This window comes from Streptomyces sp. NPDC101194, assembly GCF_044767885.1.
GTDB lineage: Bacteria > Actinomycetota > Actinomycetes > Streptomycetales > Streptomycetaceae > Streptomyces.
Genome location: NZ_JBIWOS010000002.1, coordinates 274,082 through 292,732, shown reverse-complemented (window position 1 = coordinate 292,732; position 18,651 = coordinate 274,082). Strand labels below are relative to the sequence as shown.

General features: G+C 73.0%; 19 protein-coding genes. 13 read left to right on the top strand and 6 right to left on the bottom strand.

What is annotated here, in order from left to right; translation table 11 throughout:
- Window positions 1–196 precede the first annotated feature (196 nt).
- Window positions 197–805, bottom strand: coding sequence for a TetR/AcrR family transcriptional regulator (locus ACIRP2_RS08005; RefSeq protein WP_404247698.1), 609 nt, complete (start codon window positions 803–805; stop codon window positions 197–199).
- Between the two features lie 112 nt (window positions 806–917).
- On the opposite strand from ACIRP2_RS08005, the gene ACIRP2_RS08000 reads away from it, so the two are divergent.
- The gene (locus ACIRP2_RS08000) at window positions 918–1,694 is read left to right on the top strand and encodes an SDR family oxidoreductase (protein WP_404247696.1); all 777 of its coding nucleotides are present in this window, start codon (window positions 918–920) and stop codon (window positions 1,692–1,694) included.
- Window positions 1,695–1,719: 25 nt separating this feature from the next.
- Window positions 1,720–2,148 (top strand): SRPBCC family protein, encoded by a 429-nt coding sequence (locus tag ACIRP2_RS07995; RefSeq protein ID WP_404247694.1) that lies wholly within the window; start codon window positions 1,720–1,722, stop codon window positions 2,146–2,148.
- A 123-nt stretch (window positions 2,149–2,271) separates the two neighbouring features.
- On the opposite strand, the gene ACIRP2_RS07990 is transcribed toward ACIRP2_RS07995, so the two are convergent.
- Window positions 2,272–2,727 carry a hypothetical protein gene (locus ACIRP2_RS07990; RefSeq protein ID WP_404247692.1) on the bottom strand — a complete coding sequence of 152 codons (456 nt, stop codon included), beginning with the start codon at window positions 2,725–2,727 and terminating at the stop codon, window positions 2,272–2,274.
- A gap of 95 nt (window positions 2,728–2,822) precedes the next feature.
- Between ACIRP2_RS07990 and ACIRP2_RS07985 the strand changes: the two genes are divergently transcribed.
- Window positions 2,823–3,353 (top strand): GNAT family N-acetyltransferase, encoded by a 531-nt coding sequence (locus ACIRP2_RS07985; RefSeq protein ID WP_404247690.1) that lies wholly within the window; start codon window positions 2,823–2,825, stop codon window positions 3,351–3,353.
- 123 nt (window positions 3,354–3,476) lie between these two features.
- On the opposite strand, the gene ACIRP2_RS07980 is transcribed toward ACIRP2_RS07985, so the two are convergent.
- Window positions 3,477–4,454 (bottom strand): EamA family transporter, encoded by a 978-nt coding sequence (locus tag ACIRP2_RS07980; RefSeq protein WP_404247688.1) that lies wholly within the window; start codon window positions 4,452–4,454, stop codon window positions 3,477–3,479.
- A gap of 234 nt (window positions 4,455–4,688) precedes the next feature.
- On the opposite strand from ACIRP2_RS07980, the gene ACIRP2_RS07975 reads away from it, so the two are divergent.
- Window positions 4,689–5,624, top strand: a complete 936-nt coding sequence (locus ACIRP2_RS07975) for a LysR family transcriptional regulator (RefSeq protein ID WP_404247686.1) — start codon at window positions 4,689–4,691, stop codon at window positions 5,622–5,624.
- Between the two features lie 18 nt (window positions 5,625–5,642).
- Here ACIRP2_RS07975 and ACIRP2_RS07970 read toward each other — a convergent pair whose 3' ends face one another.
- The gene (locus ACIRP2_RS07970; protein WP_404247684.1) at window positions 5,643–6,047 is read right to left on the bottom strand and encodes a RidA family protein; all 405 of its coding nucleotides are present in this window, start codon (window positions 6,045–6,047) and stop codon (window positions 5,643–5,645) included.
- Between the two features lie 67 nt (window positions 6,048–6,114).
- A complete protein-coding gene (locus tag ACIRP2_RS07965; protein ID WP_404247682.1) occupies window positions 6,115–8,949 on the bottom strand; it encodes an FAD-binding and (Fe-S)-binding domain-containing protein in 2,835 nt (944 codons plus the stop codon).
- A 280-nt stretch (window positions 8,950–9,229) separates the two neighbouring features.
- On the opposite strand from ACIRP2_RS07965, the gene ACIRP2_RS07960 reads away from it, so the two are divergent.
- The 8 genes from ACIRP2_RS07960 to ACIRP2_RS07925 all read left to right on the top strand — a co-directional run bounded on the left by ACIRP2_RS07960 (window position 9,230) and on the right by ACIRP2_RS07925 (window position 16,636).
- Complete coding sequence (locus ACIRP2_RS07960; RefSeq protein ID WP_404247680.1) at window positions 9,230–10,729, top strand: ATP-binding protein; 1,500 nt, start codon at window positions 9,230–9,232, stop codon at window positions 10,727–10,729.
- The gene (locus tag ACIRP2_RS07955) at window positions 10,726–11,166 is read left to right on the top strand and encodes a roadblock/LC7 domain-containing protein (protein ID WP_365691168.1); all 441 of its coding nucleotides are present in this window, start codon (window positions 10,726–10,728) and stop codon (window positions 11,164–11,166) included. The genes ACIRP2_RS07960 and ACIRP2_RS07955 overlap by 4 nt, the downstream gene beginning before the upstream one ends.
- Window positions 11,163–11,525 carry a DUF742 domain-containing protein gene (locus ACIRP2_RS07950; RefSeq protein ID WP_404247678.1) on the top strand — a complete coding sequence of 121 codons (363 nt, stop codon included), beginning with the start codon at window positions 11,163–11,165 and terminating at the stop codon, window positions 11,523–11,525. The genes ACIRP2_RS07955 and ACIRP2_RS07950 overlap by 4 nt, the downstream gene beginning before the upstream one ends.
- Window positions 11,506–12,156: an ATP/GTP-binding protein gene (locus ACIRP2_RS07945; protein ID WP_361445812.1), complete on the top strand. Its 651-nt coding sequence runs from the start codon at window positions 11,506–11,508 to the stop codon at window positions 12,154–12,156. The genes ACIRP2_RS07950 and ACIRP2_RS07945 overlap by 20 nt, the downstream gene beginning before the upstream one ends.
- Window positions 12,153–13,433, top strand: coding sequence for a cytochrome P450 (locus ACIRP2_RS07940; RefSeq protein WP_404247676.1), 1,281 nt, complete (start codon window positions 12,153–12,155; stop codon window positions 13,431–13,433). The genes ACIRP2_RS07945 and ACIRP2_RS07940 overlap by 4 nt, the downstream gene beginning before the upstream one ends.
- The gene (locus ACIRP2_RS07935) at window positions 13,430–14,638 is read left to right on the top strand and encodes a cytochrome P450 (RefSeq protein ID WP_404247674.1); all 1,209 of its coding nucleotides are present in this window, start codon (window positions 13,430–13,432) and stop codon (window positions 14,636–14,638) included. The genes ACIRP2_RS07940 and ACIRP2_RS07935 overlap by 4 nt, the downstream gene beginning before the upstream one ends.
- Before the next feature lie 119 nt (window positions 14,639–14,757).
- Window positions 14,758–15,876: a phosphoserine transaminase gene (gene serC, locus ACIRP2_RS07930; protein WP_361445803.1), complete on the top strand. Its 1,119-nt coding sequence runs from the start codon at window positions 14,758–14,760 to the stop codon at window positions 15,874–15,876.
- A gap of 148 nt (window positions 15,877–16,024) precedes the next feature.
- Complete coding sequence (locus tag ACIRP2_RS07925; RefSeq protein ID WP_404247671.1) at window positions 16,025–16,636, top strand: Uma2 family endonuclease; 612 nt, start codon at window positions 16,025–16,027, stop codon at window positions 16,634–16,636.
- On the opposite strand, the gene ACIRP2_RS07920 is transcribed toward ACIRP2_RS07925, so the two are convergent.
- The gene (locus tag ACIRP2_RS07920; RefSeq protein WP_404247669.1) at window positions 16,637–17,038 is read right to left on the bottom strand and encodes a DUF4259 domain-containing protein; all 402 of its coding nucleotides are present in this window, start codon (window positions 17,036–17,038) and stop codon (window positions 16,637–16,639) included.
- A gap of 156 nt (window positions 17,039–17,194) precedes the next feature.
- Between ACIRP2_RS07920 and ACIRP2_RS07915 the strand changes: the two genes are divergently transcribed.
- Window positions 17,195–18,625 (top strand): amidase, encoded by a 1,431-nt coding sequence (locus ACIRP2_RS07915; protein WP_404247667.1) that lies wholly within the window; start codon window positions 17,195–17,197, stop codon window positions 18,623–18,625.
- Window positions 18,626–18,651: the final 26 nt, after the last annotated feature.

The following is an 18,651-nucleotide window of genomic DNA, read 5'->3' as shown; positions in this document are numbered from 1 at the left end:
CCCGGGGCGGGTTCGAAGCGGGCGGCCCTGCCGCCCGGCCCATGAACGGTGCCGGCGGTCCACGACGGCGCCTGGCGCTCCACTGCCACCGAACCGCGCGTACAGGCCGGCACCTCGCACTACCGCATCGGCCGCACGGAACGGCTCACCGGCCGCGACCGGGGTGCAGCCGGGTCGCCCCTCGGCACCGGCGGAATCAGATCTCGTCGACCTTCAGGAACGCCAGCGCCCGGGCCGTCACCTCGGCGAGGTCTCCGGCGTCCTGCTCGGCCCAGTGCTCCAGCGCGACCGTCACCGCGTCGATCACCATGGTCGCCAGCAGCCGGACCTCCAGGCTGTCCGCGGCGTTCCCCGTGCGGGCCGCCAGCACCGGCAGCAACCGGTCCCGCATCTCCCGGCCGGCCACCAGCCAGCGCATCCGGATGGCCGGAACCGTGCCCATGACCCGGATCAGCCGACGGGTCCGACCGGCGCCCGCGCGGCGGCGGTCGATGGTCGTCGCGAGGAAGGCGGCCGCGACGGCCGCCCCCACGGGCTCGTCCTCGGGCCGCGCCGCCAACTCGTCGACGAGATCGGCGACACCTGCCACGAGAAGGGGCGTCAGCGCGTCCTCCTTGGCCGGGCAGTACCGGTAGAAGGTGCGCAGCGAAACCCCGGCAGCCTGTGCCACGGCCTCGACCGTCGTCGCTTCGTAGCCCCGCCCGGAGAACAGCTCCGCCGCGGCCTCGGCGATCTCCAGCCGAGTGGCCTCGCGTCGCCGTTCGGTCAGCGAGGGGGGCCGTTTGTCCGCCTTCACCACGATCACCCTCCGCACCTCGGATCTCCGCGCCCTGCCGCACCTCATCATGTCACAAACAAGCCTTATGGCACGTTGTGCCAACCAGGCGTACGCTGGCGGAACAACGAAGGAGCAGACCATGAGCCGTACCTACCTCGTCACCGGAGGAGCCTCCGGCATCGGCAGAGCCACCACCGCCCATCTCCGCGCCCAGGGCCACACCGTCATCGGCACAGACCTGAAGGGCGTCGACATCTCGGCCGACCTGTCCACGGCCGAGGGCCGTGCCGGGCTCGTCGAACAAGCCACCGAGCTGACCGGCGGGCGACTGGACGCCGTCATCGCGTGCGCCGGAATCGCGCACTTCGACCCGCTGACCGTCAAGGTCAACTACTTCGGGGCGGTCGCCACCCTCGAAGGACTGCGTCCGCTGCTGGCCGCCGGTACCGACCCGCGCGCCGTGGTCATCTCCTCGGTCGCCTCGGTGCATCCGAACGACGCCGCGATCGTGGACGCGGCGCTCGCGGGGGACGAGGCCGCGGCCACAGCCGCCGCGCAGGCCGCCGTCGACCGCGGGGAGGGGCACCTCGTCTACGCCTCCTCCAAGGCAGCCGTCGCCCGCTGGGTGCGGCGCACCGCTCCCGGTGACGACTGGGCCGGTGCGGGCATCCCGCTCAACGCCATCGGCCCGGGAACCATCGTCACGCCGATGACGCAGGGGCTCCTCGGCGAGGCCGAGGGCCGCAAGCTCGTCGACGACAGCGTGCCGATGCCCCTGCACGGGCACGCCCGCGCGGAACAGGTCGCCCCTCTGCTGGCCTGGCTGGCATCCCCCGAGAACTCCCATGTCACCGGCCAGGTCGTCTTCATCGACGGCGGAGCGGACGCCGTCCTGCGCGGCGACCGCACCTGGTGACGTCACCGACCGAGAAGAGCACCCCATGCACACGCTTCAGCGCTCAGCCGTGATCACCGCCACCCCCGACGAGGTGTGGCGGGTCATCGGCGACTTCGGCGGCCTCGCCGACTGGCACCCACAGGTCCCGCCCTCGACGATCGAGGACGGCGCGAGCCCCGAACACCCCGGCGCCGTCCGGGTGTTCGCGATCGACGGCAAGGTCCTGGCCCGCGAACGGCTCCTCGCGCTCGACGCCGAGACGCACTCGTACACCTACACGGTCATCGACCCCGTGCTGCCCGTCAGCGACTACGTGGCGACGCTCGCCGTCCATCCGCACGCCGACGGCGCCGAGGTGCGGTGGAGCGCGGCGTACCAAAGCGCCGACGACACGGTTCCCCAGGTCGAGTCGCTCTTCGGCGACGGCACGTACGGCACCGGGCTGACCGCCCTGGCGGCACGCTTCGCCTGATGCGACCGACCGGGCCGCCGGCAGGTGGGCCGAAACGGACTCGTGGGCGTCCGACCGCCCGAATCGTCCCGCGCGCGGGACGTCATGAGGTCGCTCGCGAAGCCGAACGGCCCCGGCAGGACCTCACTGCACATCGGTGCGGCCCAGCCAGCTCGGCCGGACCGGTACCCCGTCCGCGTATCGCTCCACCGGCGGCGGCGAGGACGGCGGAGGCGGCGGCACCGCGGCCTCCGGCTCGGGTGCCTGAGCCGCCGGCTCAGGCACCGCCGGCTCCGGTTCGGCCGCGGGCGTGGGCGGGGGCGGTGCGGCGCTGTCGTCCAGCAGCTCGGCCACCGTGAACCGGGTGCTGAAGGACTGCCAGGCACCGTCGATCACCAGCAGGAAGCCGCCGCCCTCCCGGAAGAGCCGACGACGCTTCGGGCTCCAGGGGTGCTCCGGCGTATGGTTCCGGGCCCGCCGCTCCAGCTCCACCAGGGCGTCTTCGCGTGTGCCCTCCAGGTGCGCCAGCACGTATGCCTCCGTGTGCTTGCGCTCCCCCGCCCCCACGGTCGTCTCCATGACCAGTCCCCAGGTCGCCATGCGCCCCGCCCCTTCCCCCTCGGATCAGGAGCAACCCTAGGGGGTTTCGCCCGGATCGGACCGGGCTCGCGTGCCACACGTGTGAGGATCGGGCCATGGGTGGGACAGAGATCCGTCGCCGCCGCGACGGTGACATCGAGGCGTGCGTCGACGCGCTGGCGACCGTGCACGAGGCGGACCGCTACCCGGCACGGTGGCCGGCCGACCCGGGAAGCTGGCTGAGCCCTCATGGGCTGCTGGACGCCTGGGTGGCCGTGGACGGTCCGACGGTGCTCGGGCATGTGGCGCTCACGCGTGCGGAGGAGGTCCTGGCGAAGGAGGCCGGTCTGCCCGTGGCCGAACTGGCTTCGGTCGCCCGGCTCTTCGCGCGCTCGCAGGCGCGTCGCCGCAAAGTGGCGAGCGCGTTGCTCGACACGGTGAGGGCTGCGGCGGCGGCCCGGGGTGTGCGGCTCGCCCTGGAGGCCGAGGAGGGCGGGTCGGCCGCCCTCGCGCTCTACGAACGTGCCGGGTGGCGGCACATCGGCAGCCGCACCGACGACTGGACCACGGCCGACGGGCGTCCGGCCCGGATGCGCGCGTACCTGGCCCCCGCGGGACCGGTCGGGCAGCCCGCCGTGATCCGGTGATCGGGCCGGTCGGGAGAGCCCCGGCCCGCGCGGCCGCCGCTCACGGGGCGGCCCGGTGGATACGGGCCGGGTCGGGTGTCCGGCGCGGACGGCCGCGGAGTGCGGGCGGCTGCGGGCGGGCCGTCAGGCGTGGTCGCGGCCCTTCCCGTTCCGCACCTGACTGCGCACCGCCCCCATGCTCGCGCCGATGACCAGGGCGATGGCCAGGGCGTCCGTCGTGGAGAGGGCCTGGTCGAGGATGAGGAAGCCGGCCGCGGCCGCGATCGCCGGTTCGAGGCTCATCAGGATCGCGAAGGTGGGCGCGGGCAGGCGACGCAGCGCCATGAGTTCGAGGGTGTACGGAAGGACCGAGCTCAGCAGTGCCACCACCGCCCCCAGCCCCAGCGTGGACGGGACCAGCAGTTTCGAGCCCGACTCCAGGAGGCCGAGGGGCAGGGAGAGGAGCGCGGCGACCACCAGGGCCAGGGCCAGGCCGTCCGCCTGGGGGAAGCGGCGGCCGGTGCGGGCGCTGAAGACGATGTACGTCGCCCACATGGCACCCGCGCCCAGTGCGTACGCGGCGCCCACCGGATCGAGGCGGTCGAATCCCCCGCCGCTCAGCAGCACCACGCCGCCCAGCGCGAGGCCCGCCCACACCACGTTGATCAGACGGCGGGAGGCGATCACCGAGAGGACGAGCGGACCCAGCACCTCCAGGGTGACGGCCGCGCCCAGCGGGATGCGGTCGGCGGCCTGGTAGAAGAGCGTGTTCATGCCGCCCATGGCCAGACCGAACGCGAGGACCGTGCCCCAGTCGGCGCGCGTGTGACCGCGCAGCTTCGGGCGGCAGACGGCCATCATGACCAGCGCGGCGACGGCCAGGCGCAGGGTGACGACCCCGAGCGCGCCGGCCCGGGGCATCAGCAGGACCGCGACCGCGGAGCCGAACTGGACGGAGAGGCCGCCGGCGACCACCAGTGCGACCGGGGCGAGCGCCGCCCTCCGGCCCCCGGGGCGTGCGGGACCTGCCGCACCGTCCAGGGCGGACACCGCCTCCGGTACGGCGACGGCTGCGGCCTGCTCCGTGGCCGCGGCCGCTGCTGCACTGCGCTGGTCGTTCACCTGTGGTGTTCCTCCCGAGTCCGAAGCCCGACGCGCGACGCCTGATGCGCGACACGCGACGCCCGATGCACGACGTCTGATGCGCGACGCGCGACGCCTGATGCACGACGGTACATTTCAATGCACTGCTCGATTGAAGATACTGCACTCTCGTCGTGCGGTACCTCCTCTTAAGGTAGGTACCTCCGCGTGGTGCGTGAAATGCCTGCTGGGCTCCCGTTATGCTCCCCGCGCATGAGCCTTGGACGCAGCGATGACGGCCGCACCGGAAACCGGTCGGGCCACGACTCCGGCCGCGGCATCGAGGTCCGCCACCTGCGTGCCTTCCTCGCCGTCGCCGACGAGGGCAACGTCACCCGCGCCGCCGCCCGCCTCCGCCTCACCCAGCCCGCGGTCTCCCGCACGCTCGCCGCCCTGGAGCAGCGCCTCGGCATCCGGCTCGTCGACCGGTCCACCCACCATCTCGCCCTCACCCCCGAGGGCGTCGCCTTCCGGGACAGGGCCGCCGCCGCGGTCGCCGCGTTCGACGCGGCGCTCGACCCCGGCGGGCTGCGCCACTGGCCGCTGCGGGTCGGGCACGCCTGGTCCGCGTTCGGTCCGTACACCACCCCGCTGCTCCGCCGCTGGCAGGAGCGGTATCCGCAGACCCCGCTCGAACTGCTGCGGATCGACGACCGCACCGCCGGACTCACCCGCGGCGAAGTCGACGCCGCGCTGCTGCGGGGGCCGGTCGAGGCGCCGGGGCTCGTCACCGAGGTGCTCCTGGAGGAGGACCGGGTGGCGGCCGTCGCCGCCGACGGACCGCTCGCCGGGCACGCCGTGCTCACGCTCACCGAACTGGCGGGCAGCACCGTCGTCCTCAACACCGTCTCCGGCACGACCACCGTCGACCTCTGGCCGCCGGACACCCGCCCCGCCACGACCCTCACCGTCGCCAACACCGACGACTGGCTGACCGCCATCGCGGCGGGGCGCGGCGTCGGGGTGTCCGCCGCGTCCACCGCCGGCATGCATCCGCACCCCGGGGTCGCCTACCGCCCGCTCGTCGACGCCCCCACCATCCCGGTCCTGCTCGCCCGGCGTGACGCCCCCGGCCATCCCGCGCTGGACGACCTCGTCGCGCTCGCCCGCGAGATCGCGCGGGGCGACGCCCCGCACCGGGCCCCGTGAACAGGCACGGGATCCACGTCAGCGGGGCGTTCCGCCGCCCGGTACGACGGCCAGCGCGTCGATCTCGACCCGGAATCCGGGGTGGACCAGGCCGGCCACCCCCACCAGGGAGCAGGCGGGCGGGCGCCCGGCGTCCTGGTGCTCGTCACGCACCCGGCGGAAGGCCGGCAGGTCCGCGAGATCGGTCAGGTACACCGTCAGCTTGACCACGTCGCGCAGATCGCATCCCGCCGCCGCCAGCGCGGCGGACAGATTCGCGTAGACCTGGCGCACCTGCGCCTCGGCGTCCTCGGCGCCCACCAGGTTTCCGTCACGGTCCACCGGCACCTGGCCCGAGACGGCGACCATGGCCCCGCTGAACGTCACCGCGTGGCTGTATCCGTTGGTCGGCGGAGACCCCTCGGGGCGTACGTGGTGTTTCACTGCTCCTCCTCGTGACGGTGTCCATCGGGAAACCCGTGCCGGTGCCCGCCGGGAAAGTGTGCCGCCCTCACTCGTCCGGCGGCATCCGAGGCAGGCCCTCCGCCAGCACCTCCGCCAGGTGACGTGCCCGCACGCCACCCAGTTGCTCCAGCTGCGTCCGGCAGGAGAATCCGTCCGCCAGCACCTGCGTGCCGGGCTCCGCGGCGCGCACCGACGGCAGCAGTTGTTCCTCGGCGCAGGCCACCGAGACATTCCAGTGGCCCCGCTCGAAGCCGAAGTTCCCGGCGAGCCCGCAGCATCCACCGCTCAACTCGCCGGTCAGACCCGCCCGTTCCCGCAACCGGCGATCCGCCGCGTCGCCCAGGACCGCGTGCTGGTGGCAGTGGGTCTGGCCGGTGACCGGGCGGTCCAGGCGAGGTGGCCGCCAGTGCGGGGCGCACTCCTCCAGGTACTGCGCCAACGTCCGCACCGATCCGGCGAGTTCGGCCGCCCGCGGGTCGTCGGGGAGGAGTTCGGGCAGGTCGGTGCGGAGGGTGGCGGCGCAGCTCGGTTCGAGGACGACGAGGGGGTCTCCCAGGACCGCACCGATCCGGTCCAGGGTTCGGCGCATCACCGTACGGGCCCTGTCGAGCTGGCCGGTCGACACGTATGTGAGACCGCAGCACAGCCCGCGACCGGGCGTCAGCACCGTCCGGCCCGCCGACTCCAGGACGCGGACCGCCGCCCGGCCCACTTCGGGCGAGAAGTGATTGGTGAAGGTGTCGGGCCACAGGAGGGCCACCCGGTCGTTGGAGAGGATCACCGTGCCCCTGGCCGACCGCCGCCGCAGCCACCGGGTGAACGTCTCGCGGGCCGGCACCGGGATCCCGCGCTCCGGCGCGATCCCGGCGAGCCGCTTGGCCAGGGCCGCCACCGGGCGCACCCGGGCCAGCACGCTCAGCACGCCCGCGAACGGGGAGGCCGTCCGCAGCCACAGCGGGAGCCATCCCATCGCGTAGTGGGCGGCCGGGCGCAGCCGCCCCCGGTAGTGGTGGTGCAGGAACTCCGCCTTGTACGTGGCCATGTCGACACCCACCGGGCAGTCGCCGCGGCAGCCCTTGCAGGCGAGGCAGAGGTCGAGCGCGTCCCGCACCTCCTCGCTCCGCCAGCCGTCCGTGATCACCTCGCCCGCGAGCATCTCGTGCAGCAGCCGGGCCCGGCCCCGGGTGGAGTGGGCCTCCTCGCCGGTCGCCCGGAACGACGGGCACATCACGCCCGCGCCCGCGGGCCGGGCGGTGCGGCACTTGGCGACGCCCACGCACCGGCGTACCGCGGCGGAGAAGTCGCCGCCGTCGTCCGGGTAGCCGAAGGCGACGTCCACCGGACGCCTCGGCAGCACCTCGAACCTGAGGTTCTCGTCGAGCCGGGCCGGGCGGACGAGGATGCCCGGGTTCATGCCGCCGTCCGGGTCCCAGATGTCCTTGAACCGGGCGAAGAGGGCGACCAGTTCGTCCCCGTACATGCGCGGGAGCAGTTCGGCGCGGGCCTGGCCGTCGCCGTGCTCCCCGCTCAGTGACCCGCCGTGCGCGACGACCAGGTCCGCAAGCTCTCCGGAGAAGCGGCGGAAGCGCGCCACCCCTTCGGGGTTCAGCAGGTCGAAGTCGATCCGGACGTGGACGCAGCCGTCACCGAAGTGTCCGTACGGGGTGCCGCGCAGGCCGTGCTCGGCGAGCAGGGCCCGGAAGTCACGGAGGTACGGGCCGAGGCGGGCGGGCGGAACGGCGCAGTCCTCCCAGCCGGGCCAGGCCTCCGTGCCGTCGGGCATCCGGGTGGCGGTGCCGGCCGCGTCCTCGCGGACGCGCCACAGGGCCCGTTGTCCGGCCGGGTCGGTGACGACGACGCCGTCCAGCGCGTCGGCCGCCCGCAGGACGCGCTCGGCGTGCGCCCCGGCCTCGGCCGGGGTGGCGCCACCCGTCTCGACGAAGAGCCAGGCACCGCCGCGCGGCAGCCCGGTCGGTTCCCGTACGAGATCGGCGGCCATGCCCTCCACGGTCAGCGGGTGGTGGGGGAGCAGGCCGGGGGCGGCCTCGGCGGCGGCGGACTCGTCGGCGTAGGCGAGTACGACGAGCGCGCGGGCCGCCGGCGCCTCGACCAGTCGTACGGACGCCTCCGTCACCACGCCGAGCGTGCCCTCGCTGCCGCAGAAGGCACGGGCGAGGTCGGTTCCGCGCTCCGGCAGGAGTGCGTCCAGCGCGTACCCGGAGATGCGGCGCGGGAGCGCCGGGAAGCCGGTACGCAGGAGAGCGAGGTCGGCACCGACGAGTTCGGGGAGTCCGACGAGCGCGGCGGGGAATCCGGCCCCGCCGCCCCGGCCCAGCCGCAGTGTGTCGCCGCCGTAGCGGGTCACGGTCAGGGCCTGCACGTTGTCGGCCGTGGTGCCCCAGGCGACCGAGTGCGCGCCGCAGGAGTTGTTGCCGATCATGCCGCCCAGCGTGCAGCGGCTGTGTGTGGAGGGGTCGGGGCCGAAGGTGAGGCCGTGTGGGGCGGCGGCGGCGCGCAGATCGTCCAGGACCACGCCCGGCTGGACGACCGCGGTGCGGGACCCGGCGTCCAGTTCGACGATCCTTTGCAGGTGGCGGGTGAGGTCGAGGACGACCCCGGTACCGGTGGACTGCCCGGCGATGGAGGTGCCGCCGCCGCGCGGGACCACGGGCACCGCGTGCGCGCGGCAGACGGCGAGCGCGGCGGCCACGTCGTCGGCGTCGCGCGGGGCGACGACGCCGAGGGGTACGCGGCGGTAGTTGGAGGCGTCCATCGTCGTCAACGCCCGCGCGGTGGGCCCGAAGTCGACCTCTCCACGGACCGCGGAGCGCAGGGCCTGTGCGAGTTCGGCGCGTTCCGCGGGTTTCTGATGTGCGGCCATGGGCTCAGGATGCCGTTGATCGGGCCGCTCGGCCTCCCGAGGCCGCGCGATTCCCCTGAATACGTCAATACGTCGGAATACGTCGGACGCGTAGTCACATACGTAACAGAGAACGCCACAAGGACTTCCCAAAGAGAGCATCAATTCTCATATAGTGACCACAACTTGGCTTGGAATTATCAGCTCCAGTTGTCGCGTTCGCCTGCGCCGTACGAAGTGTCCCGTTCTGCCCTGCCCGTCCCACCCGCCCGTTCGTCCCGTCCGCCCCCAAGGACTCCACTTGAGCCCCTCATCCCGGCCGACCGCACTGGCCCTGCTGATCTCTCTGGCCGTCACCGGATCCCTGTGCGTGTGGGCGGTCGTCGCCGCCCCCGACTCGGTACGGCCCGCGCTGGCCTGGGGGGCGGGCGCCGCCGCCGTGCTGCTGTCCGCCGCCGTGGCCACCGCCGTCCACGCCCGCGCCGCCGCGAACCGGCTGCGCGCCCGTCTCGCGGCGGAGACCCAGCGGTTCACCGGCGAGATCAGCCGGCTCGTGTCCGCCTCCGCGGCCGAGGGCCAGCGCTTCACCGCCGAGACCGCCCGGATCAAGGCCGCGGCGGAGGCCGAGACGGCGCGGATCAACGCGCAGGCCGTCGCCGAGACCGGACGACTCACCGCCGAGGCCGAGCGGCTCGGCGCCCGCGCGGCCCGCAGCGAGACCGAGCGCTCCGCCGCGATCGCCGCCTGCGCCAACGCCGCGGGCCGCATGCAGGCCCTGTCCACCAGCATGCTCGCGGACCTGCGCGAGATGGAGCACCGGCACTCCGCCGAGGACGTGCTCGGCGATCTGCTCCATCTGGACCACCGCACCGCCCAGGCCGGCCGCCTCGCCGACTCCATCGCCGTGCTGACCGGCGCCCGCTCCGGGCGGCGCTGGGCGAAGCCGATCGTGATGGAGTCGATCCTGCGCGGCGCGATGGGCCGGATCAGCGGCTATCAGCGCGTACGCCTCCACTCGACCAGCGATGTCGCGGTCGCCGGTCACGCGGCCGAGGGCGTCATGCACGCGCTCGCCGAGCTCCTGGACAACGCGGCCAACTTCTCTCCGCCCACGGCCGAGGTCCATGTGTACGTCGAGGAGGTGCCGGCCGGCATCGTCCTGACCGTCGAGGACAGCGGCCTGGTCATGAGCGATGTCCAGCTGCGCCGCGCCGAGCGTGCGGTGTCGGCCACGCACCAGGACCTGACAGGGCTCTCCGGCACCCGGCTCGGCCTCGCCGTCGTGGGCCGGCTGGCCCGCAAGCACGGTCTGACCGTCTCGTTCCGGCCATCCGCGCGCGGCGGCACGGGCGCCCTGATGATGCTCCCGCAGGAACTCCTCACCCGTGCCTCGCTGAAGGTCCCCGCCGCCCAGGCCCCGGCGTCCGGGCCGACGGCGTCCCAGCCGGTGATCCAGCCGACGGCCCAGCCGGTGTCCGAGCCGGAGCCCGCCCACGAGACGGCCGCCGCGGCCGACCCCCGGCTCCCGCAGGACCCGGCACCGGTGGACTCCGCCGCGCTCCCGGACGCCCCCACGTCCGAGACCACCCGCAACCTCCCCCGGTTCGGCGAGAGCGGACTCCCCAAGCGCCCCCGCGGCCGCACGCTCGCCGCCGCCGAGGCCCGCGCCAACGCCAACGGCACCGGCGCGACCCCGCCGCCCCGTACCGCCGACCCCAAGGAACAGGCAGCCCGCTTCAGCAGCTTCCGCCAGGCTGTCCGGCCCAATCCCCCGCACCCGGAAGAAGGCAACACCCGATGACCGCGACCACCGACGAGAAGCTCAACTGGCTGCTGGAGGGGCTCCTGGAGCGCACCCCCGGCACCCGTCATGCCCTCGTCCTGTCCAGGGACGGCCTCAAGCTGTGCCGTACCCCCGAGCTCTCCGTCGACCAGGCCGACCAACTGGCCGCGATCTCGGCCGGCATCCAGAGCCTGTCGCACGGCGCGTCCGTCGAGTTCGGTGACGGCACCGGCGGCGTACGGTCCGCCATGGCCGAGTTCTACGGCGGCGTGCTGTTCATCGTCGAGGCGGGCGCGGGCGCCCATCTCGCGGTCGTCGCCTCCGACGAGGCCGACGTCGGCCTCATCGGGCACAACATGAGCGAGCTCGTCGAGCAGCTCGGCGAGCACCTGAGCGCGCCGCCGCGCTCCTCCTCGGCCCCCGCGGCCGCCGTCGACGCGACAGCGAACGTATGACCCGCCGCCGCCCCGGCCGGGACGACGACCCGGACCGGCTGTACACCCTCACCGGTGGCCGCAGCCGGTCCGATTCGGACGCGTTCGACCTGGTGACGCTGGTGGTCTCCGAGTGCGAGCCGGTCCCCGGCATGCAGTCGGAGCACGTCACGATCCTGCGGATGTGCCAACTGCCCACCGCGGTCGTGGAGATCGCCGCGGGCCTCGGCCTGCCCGTCAGCATCGTCCGGATCATGCTGTCCGATCTGCTGGACACCGGCCGGATCAGCGCCCGCCACCCCCGTACCGCCCGTGTCGCGGACCGGCTCCCCGACCCCGAGATCCTGGAACAGGTGCTCGTTGGACTCCGCAACCTCTGACCGTGCCGCCCTGCAGGCGACGGCCGACAACGGACTGAAGATCGTCGTCGTCGGCGGCTTCGGGGTCGGCAAGACCACCATGGTCCGCTCCGTCAGCGAGATCCGTCCGCTGAACACGGAAGAGACCATGACCAGCGCGGGCGAGGCCGTCGACCACCTCGACGGTGTGCAGTCGAAGACGTCCACGACCGTCGCCTTCGACTTCGGCCGGATCTCGCTCGACGAACGCTCGGTGCTGTACCTCTTCGGCGCCCCGGGCCAGGAGCGGTTCTGGTTCCTGTGGGACCGGCTGTTCTCGGGCACGCTCGGCGCGGTCGTCCTCGTCGACACCCGCCGGCTCGCCGACTCCTGGTACGCGATCGACCGCCTGGAGCACCACGGCACGCCGTTCATCGTGGCGTGCAACGACTTCGGCGGTCCGCTCCACACCGAACAGCAGATACGGGAGGCGCTCGACCTCTCGGACGACATCCCCCTGGTGGAGTGCGACGCCCGGGACCGTTCGTCCAGCAAGTACGTACTGATCACGCTGGTCGAGTACCTGCACGCCCTCTCGCAGGGCAAGGTCTCCACCCCGTCCGCCGCCCGTCCGGAGATCACGCCGGAGAAGACCCCGGAGCCCACCTCGTGACCCAGTCCCCGGCGCCGGCCTCCGGCTGCCCCGTGTCCCAGGGCCGCGAGCCGCTCTCCGGCCCACGGTTCCAGACCGAACCGACCCGGCTGTACCGGGAGATGCGCCGCGACCACGGAGCCGTGGCGCCCGTCGTCCTCGACGGCGACATCCCCGCCTGGCTCGTGCTCGGCTACCGCGAACTGCACCAGGTCACCGCCGACCCGGTGCTGTTCAGCCGGGACTCCGACCTGTGGAACCAGTGGGAGCACATCCCCGACGACTGGCCGCTGCTGCCGATGATCGGCCGCAAGCAGCCGTCGATCCTCTACACGGTCGGCCCCCGGCACACCGAGCGCGCCGCGATGATCAGCAACGCGCTGGAGTCCGTCGACCCGTTCGCACTGAAGCGGTACGCGGAGGGGTTCGCCGACGGTCTCGTCGACCGTTTCTGCGCCACCGGCGGCACCGAGATCATCGCCGAGTACGCGATGCTGCTGCCCGCCCTCGTCCTGGCGAAGATCTACGGCTTCAGCGACACCGTCGGCCACGCGCTCGTCGGCTCGCTCAACGACATGATCGACGGCCGGGAGCGGGCGCTGGCCGGCCAGCAGCACCTCGCCTCGTCCATGTTCCAGCTGCTGGCCGACAAGCACGCCGAACCCGGCGACGACGTCGCCTCGCGGATGCTCGCCGACCGGGGCGGATTCACCGACGAGGAGGTCGCCCAGGACCTGATGGTCATGATGGCCGCGGGCCACCAGCCGACCGCCGACTGGATCGGCAACTCGCTGCGGCTCATGCTCACCGACGACCGGTTCGCCGCCTCCCTCTCGGGCGGCCGGCACAGCGTCGCCGAGGCCATGAACGAGGTCCTGTGGGAGGACACCCCGACGCAGAACGTCGCGGGACGCTGGGCCTCGCGCGACACCCGCCTCGGCGGTCGCCACATCGAGGCGGGCGACCTGCTGCTGCTGGGCATCGCCGCCGCCAACTCGGACCCGCAGGTCCGCACCGACGGCTCCGCGATGACCGGCGGCAACAACGCGTTCCTCTCCTTCGGCCACGGCGAGCACCGCTGCCCGTTCCCGGCCCAGGAGACCGCCGAGGTCATCGCCCGTACCGGCATCGAGGTACTGCTCGACCGGCTCCCGGACATCGACCTCGCCGTCCCCGCCGAGCAGCTCACCCGGCGCCCGTCCCCATGGCTGCGGGGCCTGACCGACCTGCCGTTGACCTTCACGCCCACCCTCGCCCTGGGACCCACCACGGAAACCGCCATCGGAGGCACGAGATGACCCGGATCGCGCTCGACCCCTTCGTCACCGACCTCGACGGCGAGAGCGCCCGGCTGCGCGCGGCCGGCCCGCTCGCCGAGGTGGAACTGCCCGGCGGGGTGCACTGCTACGCGGTCACCCACCACGCCGAGGCCCGCCAGCTGCTCACCGACAGCCGGATCGTGAAGGACATCAACGTCTGGAGTGCCTGGCAGCGCGGCGAGATACCGATGGACTGGCCGCTGATCGGCCTCGCCAACCCGGGGCGCTCCATGCTCACGGTGGACGGCGCGGACCACCGTCGGCTGCGCACCCTGGTCGCGCAGGCACTGACGGTGAAGCGGGTGGAACGGCTGCGGGCCGGCATCGAGGCGCTGACCACGGCGAGCCTGGACCGGCTGGCCGCGCTGCCCGAGGGCGAGAGGGTCGACCTGAAGGCGGAGTTCGCGTACCCGCTGCCGATGAACGTGATCAGCGAGCTGATGGGCGTGGACAGCGCGGACCACCCGCGGCTGAAGGAGCTCTTCGAGAAGTTCTTCTCGACGCAGACGCCGCCGGAGGAGGTCCCGCAGATGATGGCGGACCTCGGCGCGCTCTTCACGAAGATCGTCGACTCCAAGCGGGCCGAGCCGGGCGACGACCTCACCAGCGCGTTGATCGCGGCCTCCGAGGACGGAGACCACCTCACCGACGAGGAGATCGTCAACACCCTGCAGCTGATCATCGCGGCCGGTCACGAGACCACGATCAGCCTGATCGTGAACGCGGTCGTCGCGCTCCAGACCCACCCCGAGCAGCGCAAGCAGGTGCTGAACGGTGAGGTGCCGTGGGAGAACGTGATCGAGGAGACGCTGCGCTGGAACACGCCCACGTCCCACGTCCTGATCCGGTTCGCCACGGAGGACGTCGAGGTCGGCGACAAGATCCTGCCGAAGGGCGAGGCGCTGATCGTCTCCTTCGGCGCGCTCGGCCGCGACGAGGCGCAGCACGGACCGACCGCCGGTGACTTCGACATCACCCGCTCCCCCAACCGCCACATCGCCTTCGGCCACGGTCCGCACGTCTGCCCGGGAGCGGCACTCTCCCGGCTGGAGGCGGGGGTGGCCCTGCCCGCGCTGTACGAACGGTTCCCGGAGCTGGAACTCGCCGTCCCCGCGTCCGAGCTGCGGAACAAGCCGATCGTCACCCAGAACGACCTCCACGAACTGCCGGTGGAACTGGGCTGACCCCGCCCCCCGTCACACGGTCCACGGACCGGCGCACACGCCGTCCACGCACCGGAGCGGGTGTCTCATCCGACGGACACGGTCCTCGACCGTGTCCGTGAGGCACTACGCTCCGGTTCGTGGCCGATATCCAGATTCCCGCTGACATCAAGCCCGCCGACGGACGCTTCGGCGCCGGTCCTTCCAAGGTGCGGACGGAGGCGCTCGACGCGCTGGCCGCCACCGGCACGTCTCTTCTCGGTACGTCCCACCGCCAGGCCCCGGTCAAGAACCTGGTCGGCGCGGTGCGTCAGGGTGTGCGCGACCTCTTCTCCCTCCCCGAGGGCTACGAGGTGATCCTGGGCAACGGCGGCTCGACCGCCTTCTGGGACATCGCGACGCACGGGCTCATCGAGACGAAGTCCCAGCACCTCAACTTCGGCGAGTTCTCGTCGAAGTTCGCGAAGGCCGCCAAGCTCGCCCCGTGGCTGGCCGACCCGACCGTGATCGCCTCCGACCCCGGCACCCACCCGGACCCGCGGGCCGAGGCGGGCGTCGACGTCTACGCCTTCACGCACAACGAGACCTCGACCGGTGTCGCCGCACCCGTCAAGCGCGTCGCGGGCGCCGACGAGGGCTCCCTGGTCCTGGTGGACGCCACCTCCGGCGCGGGCGGCCTGCCGGTCGACATCACCGAGTCGGACGTCTACTACTTCGCCCCGCAGAAGTCCTTCGCCTCCGACGGCGGTCTCTGGATCGGTGTCTTCTCCCCGGCGGCCCTGGAGCGCGCCGCGCGCATCCACGCGTCGGGCCGTCACATCCCGGAGTTCTTCAGCCTGCCCACGGCGATCGACAACTCCCTGAAGAACCAGACGTACAACACCCCGGCCCTCGCCACGCTCTTCCTCCTGAACGAGCAGCTGAACTGGCTGAACTCCCAGGGCGGCCTGGACTTCTCGGTCCGCCGCACGGCCACCTCGGCACGAAACCTGTACGGCTGGGCCGAGGACTCCAAGTACGCGACCCCGTTCGTCTCCGACCCGGCGAAGCGCTCGCAGGTCATCGGCACGATCGACTTCGCGGACGAGATCGACGCCTCGGCGGTCGCCAAGGTGCTGCGCGCCAACGGCATCGTCGACACCGAGCCGTACCGCAAGCTGGGCCGCAACCAGCTGCGCGTGGCGATGTTCCCGGCCATCGACCCGGCGGACATCCAGGCACTGACGGCCTGCATCGACTACGTGATCGAGAAGCTGTAACGGTCACGCGTACGGAGGGCCTCGCGCACATCGGCTGCGCGGGGCCCTTCGCCGTTCGCCCGACCGGGTGACCGGGTGCCTTCCGGGCACGGGCGGCCGGATCGTCCTACGATGATGGCCTCGACATCACCCCTTCAGGAGGCCCGCAATGTCTGCAGCAGCAGTCGAGCACCCCTGTGACGGTGAGCCGGAATCGCTGCTCGAAACGGCCAACAGCCTCGCGGAGCAGCTGACGGGTTACCGCGTCGAGATCATCGGAGGCGTCATCACCGTGGCCCCACCCCCGGACGGCCCGCACGGCCGAGCGCTGACCAAGATCATGCGCCCCTTCATCGCAGCCGGTCTCGACGACGGCGAGACGGAGGTCATTCAGGGCATCGGCCTGTGGCTCCCCGGGGGCCCCGAGGACTACGCCATCCCCGACCTGTCGGTCGTCGACGCCGATTTCGACGAGCATCCGGCCGAGAACAACTGCTACGACCCCGCCGTCTTCCGCCTCGTGCTGGAGGTCACCTCCAGCAACTACAACAGCGACCTGCGCAACAAGGTCGCCGCCTACGCGGAGGCCAAGATCCCGGTCTATGTGATCGTCGACCGCAAGCACGGCCGGGTGCACGTCCTGACCGAGCCCATGGGCGGCGGCTACGACAGCCACCAGGTGTACGCCCCCGGGCAGACGGTCGCACTGCCCGATTCGATCGGCGCCCCGGTGACGCTCGATGTCGCCGAGCTCATCCGGGCCGGGCGCCGCCGTACCTGATCAACCGGCCGCCGCCAGCACCTTCCTGAGCCGGGTGACGCCCGCCGCCCACTGCTCGTCCCCCGCGTCGTCCCACAGCTCACGCAGCTCCGAGGATTCGCCCAGCACCGCGTCGAGGGCCTTCACCGCGAGGGGACGCAGGTCCGTCGACAGGGTGGGCAGCGCCTTGTCGGGGCCGTACGAGGTGGTCACCGCCTCCCCCTCCGGGCACTGGGATCCGACCAGCGCGGCTGCCGCGACCGCTTCCTCGCCCTCGTCGCTCTCCAGGTAGTCCGCCTCGATCGCGATGTCCAGAACCTTGCGGATGACCGCTTCCCGCTCGGTCTCGGGAACGGCATCCAGGCTTCCCGAGAAGTCCGCGGCAGTGTCGTTGTCGAAATGACCGGTGTCCCAGGTGCCCATGACGTCCCCTCAGCAAATGGCGGTGTCCGCCGGTGGGTTCCACCGGCGAAGATCATCCTCACAGCCACCACTGACAACGAAGGCCGGGTCGGCCGGCCTGCCGCACCGCGGCGGCCCGCACACCGGGCCCGCCCCCGCCCCAGGAGGACCACGCCCATGCCGCCGTCCGCCACCGCCGTCCCGCCGCACGAGTTCACCCTCACCCGGGCGGTCCGCGCCCTGGAGTCCGGCGAGCTGACCGCGACCGCGCTGCTCGCCGACTGCCTCGACCGGATCGACGCCCGCGAGCCGGTGGTCGGGGCCTGGGAACATCTCGACCGGGCCGCCGCCGTGCGACGGGCCGGCCTGCTGGACGACGGCCCCCGCCAAGGTCTCCTGCACGGTGTTCCGGTGGGCGTGAAGGACATCATCGACACCGCCGACCAGCCCACCGGGTACGGCTCGCCCCGCCACCGGGGCCACCGTCCCGATCGGGACGCCTGGTGCGTGGCCAGGCTGCGCGCGTCCGGCGCGGTGCTCGTCGGCAAGACGGTGACCACCGAGTTCGCGTACTTCACCCCCGGCCGGACCGCCAACCCGCACGCCCCGCACCACACGCCCGGCGGGTCCTCCAGCGGTTCGGCCGCGGCCGTCGCCGACCGCATGGTTCCCCTCGCCCTCGGCACCCAGACCGCCGCGTCGACCATCCGCCCGGCCGCGTACTGCGGCGCCGCGGGCCTCGTCGCCACGCCGGGCACCTTTCCGCTCACGGGCATCGCCGGCCTCAGCCACACGCTCGACTCGCTCGGCCTGCTGACCCGGACGGTCGAGGACCTCGCCCTGGCCCGCGCCGCCCTGCTCGGCCGCGCCGCGCACAGCCGGGACGCGGCCCTGCCGGACGTCCCGCACCCCGTGGTCCTGGTCTGCTCCGGCACGAGCCCCGGTGCGCCGGATCGGACCGCGTACGGCTTCCACCCCACCGACCCGGCCATGGACCGGGCCATGGAGGACACCCGCCGCACACTCCTGGCCGCCGGGGCCGAGGTGCGTGAGCTGGCGATCGACGCGGATCTCGCCGCGCTCGTGCGGACCCACACCACGGTCATGGCGTACGAGGCCGCCCGTGCCCTCGCGACCGAGTACGACGCGGGCGCCCTGAACACCACGCACTCCTCGGACGACACACGCGCCGCATCCGATGCGTACGAAACAGGGCCCCCCGCCGGTACCCCCGGCGAGCAGCCCCTCAGCACCCCTCTCCGCCGACTCGTCGAGGACGGCCACCGTGTCTCGCGGCTCGACTACCTGGATGCGCTGGACCACGCGGCCGCACAGCGCCGCCGCCTCCAGGCGCTGTTGGAGTCGGCGGACGCCGTCCTCGCCCCGGCCGCCGTCGGCCCCGCCCCCGCGGGCCTGGCCGCCACCGGCTCCCCGGTCCTCAGCCGGCCCTGGCAGGCGCTGGGGCTGCCGGCCGTGGCGGTCCCGGGCCACCGGGACACGGACGGACTCCCTCTCGGGGTGCAGCTGATCGGCCGCGTCGGCGGCGACGAACACCTGTTGGCCGTCGCCCATCGCGTGGAACGCCTGCTGGCCGCTTCGGCGGGCTGACCCCCCGAGCGCCGCCGTCGCGGGGC

What these genes read in the sequence shown, in the direction of transcription:
- ACIRP2_RS07950 (WP_404247678.1), top strand. Translation starts at nt 11,163, where the DNA reads ATGACCCGCCGCCGCCCCGGCCGGGACGACGACCCGGACCGGCTGTAC.
- ACIRP2_RS07985 (WP_404247690.1), top strand. Translation starts at nt 2,823, where the DNA reads ATGGGTGGGACAGAGATCCGTCGCCGCCGCGACGGTGACATCGAGGCG.
- ACIRP2_RS07975 (WP_404247686.1), top strand. Translation starts at nt 4,689, where the DNA reads ATGAGCCTTGGACGCAGCGATGACGGCCGCACCGGAAACCGGTCGGGC.
- ACIRP2_RS07955 (WP_365691168.1), top strand. Translation starts at nt 10,726, where the DNA reads ATGACCGCGACCACCGACGAGAAGCTCAACTGGCTGCTGGAGGGGCTC.
- ACIRP2_RS07965 (WP_404247682.1), bottom strand. Translation starts at nt 8,949, where the DNA reads ATGGCCGCACATCAGAAACCCGCGGAACGCGCCGAACTCGCACAGGCC.
- ACIRP2_RS07925 (WP_404247671.1), top strand. Translation starts at nt 16,025, where the DNA reads ATGTCTGCAGCAGCAGTCGAGCACCCCTGTGACGGTGAGCCGGAATCG.
- ACIRP2_RS07935 (WP_404247674.1), top strand. Translation starts at nt 13,430, where the DNA reads ATGACCCGGATCGCGCTCGACCCCTTCGTCACCGACCTCGACGGCGAG.
- ACIRP2_RS08000 (WP_404247696.1), top strand. Translation starts at nt 918, where the DNA reads ATGAGCCGTACCTACCTCGTCACCGGAGGAGCCTCCGGCATCGGCAGA.
- ACIRP2_RS07990 (WP_404247692.1), bottom strand. Translation starts at nt 2,727, where the DNA reads ATGGCGACCTGGGGACTGGTCATGGAGACGACCGTGGGGGCGGGGGAG.
- ACIRP2_RS07920 (WP_404247669.1), bottom strand. Translation starts at nt 17,038, where the DNA reads ATGGGCACCTGGGACACCGGTCATTTCGACAACGACACTGCCGCGGAC.
- ACIRP2_RS07915 (WP_404247667.1), top strand. Translation starts at nt 17,195, where the DNA reads ATGCCGCCGTCCGCCACCGCCGTCCCGCCGCACGAGTTCACCCTCACC.
- ACIRP2_RS07995 (WP_404247694.1), top strand. Translation starts at nt 1,720, where the DNA reads ATGCACACGCTTCAGCGCTCAGCCGTGATCACCGCCACCCCCGACGAG.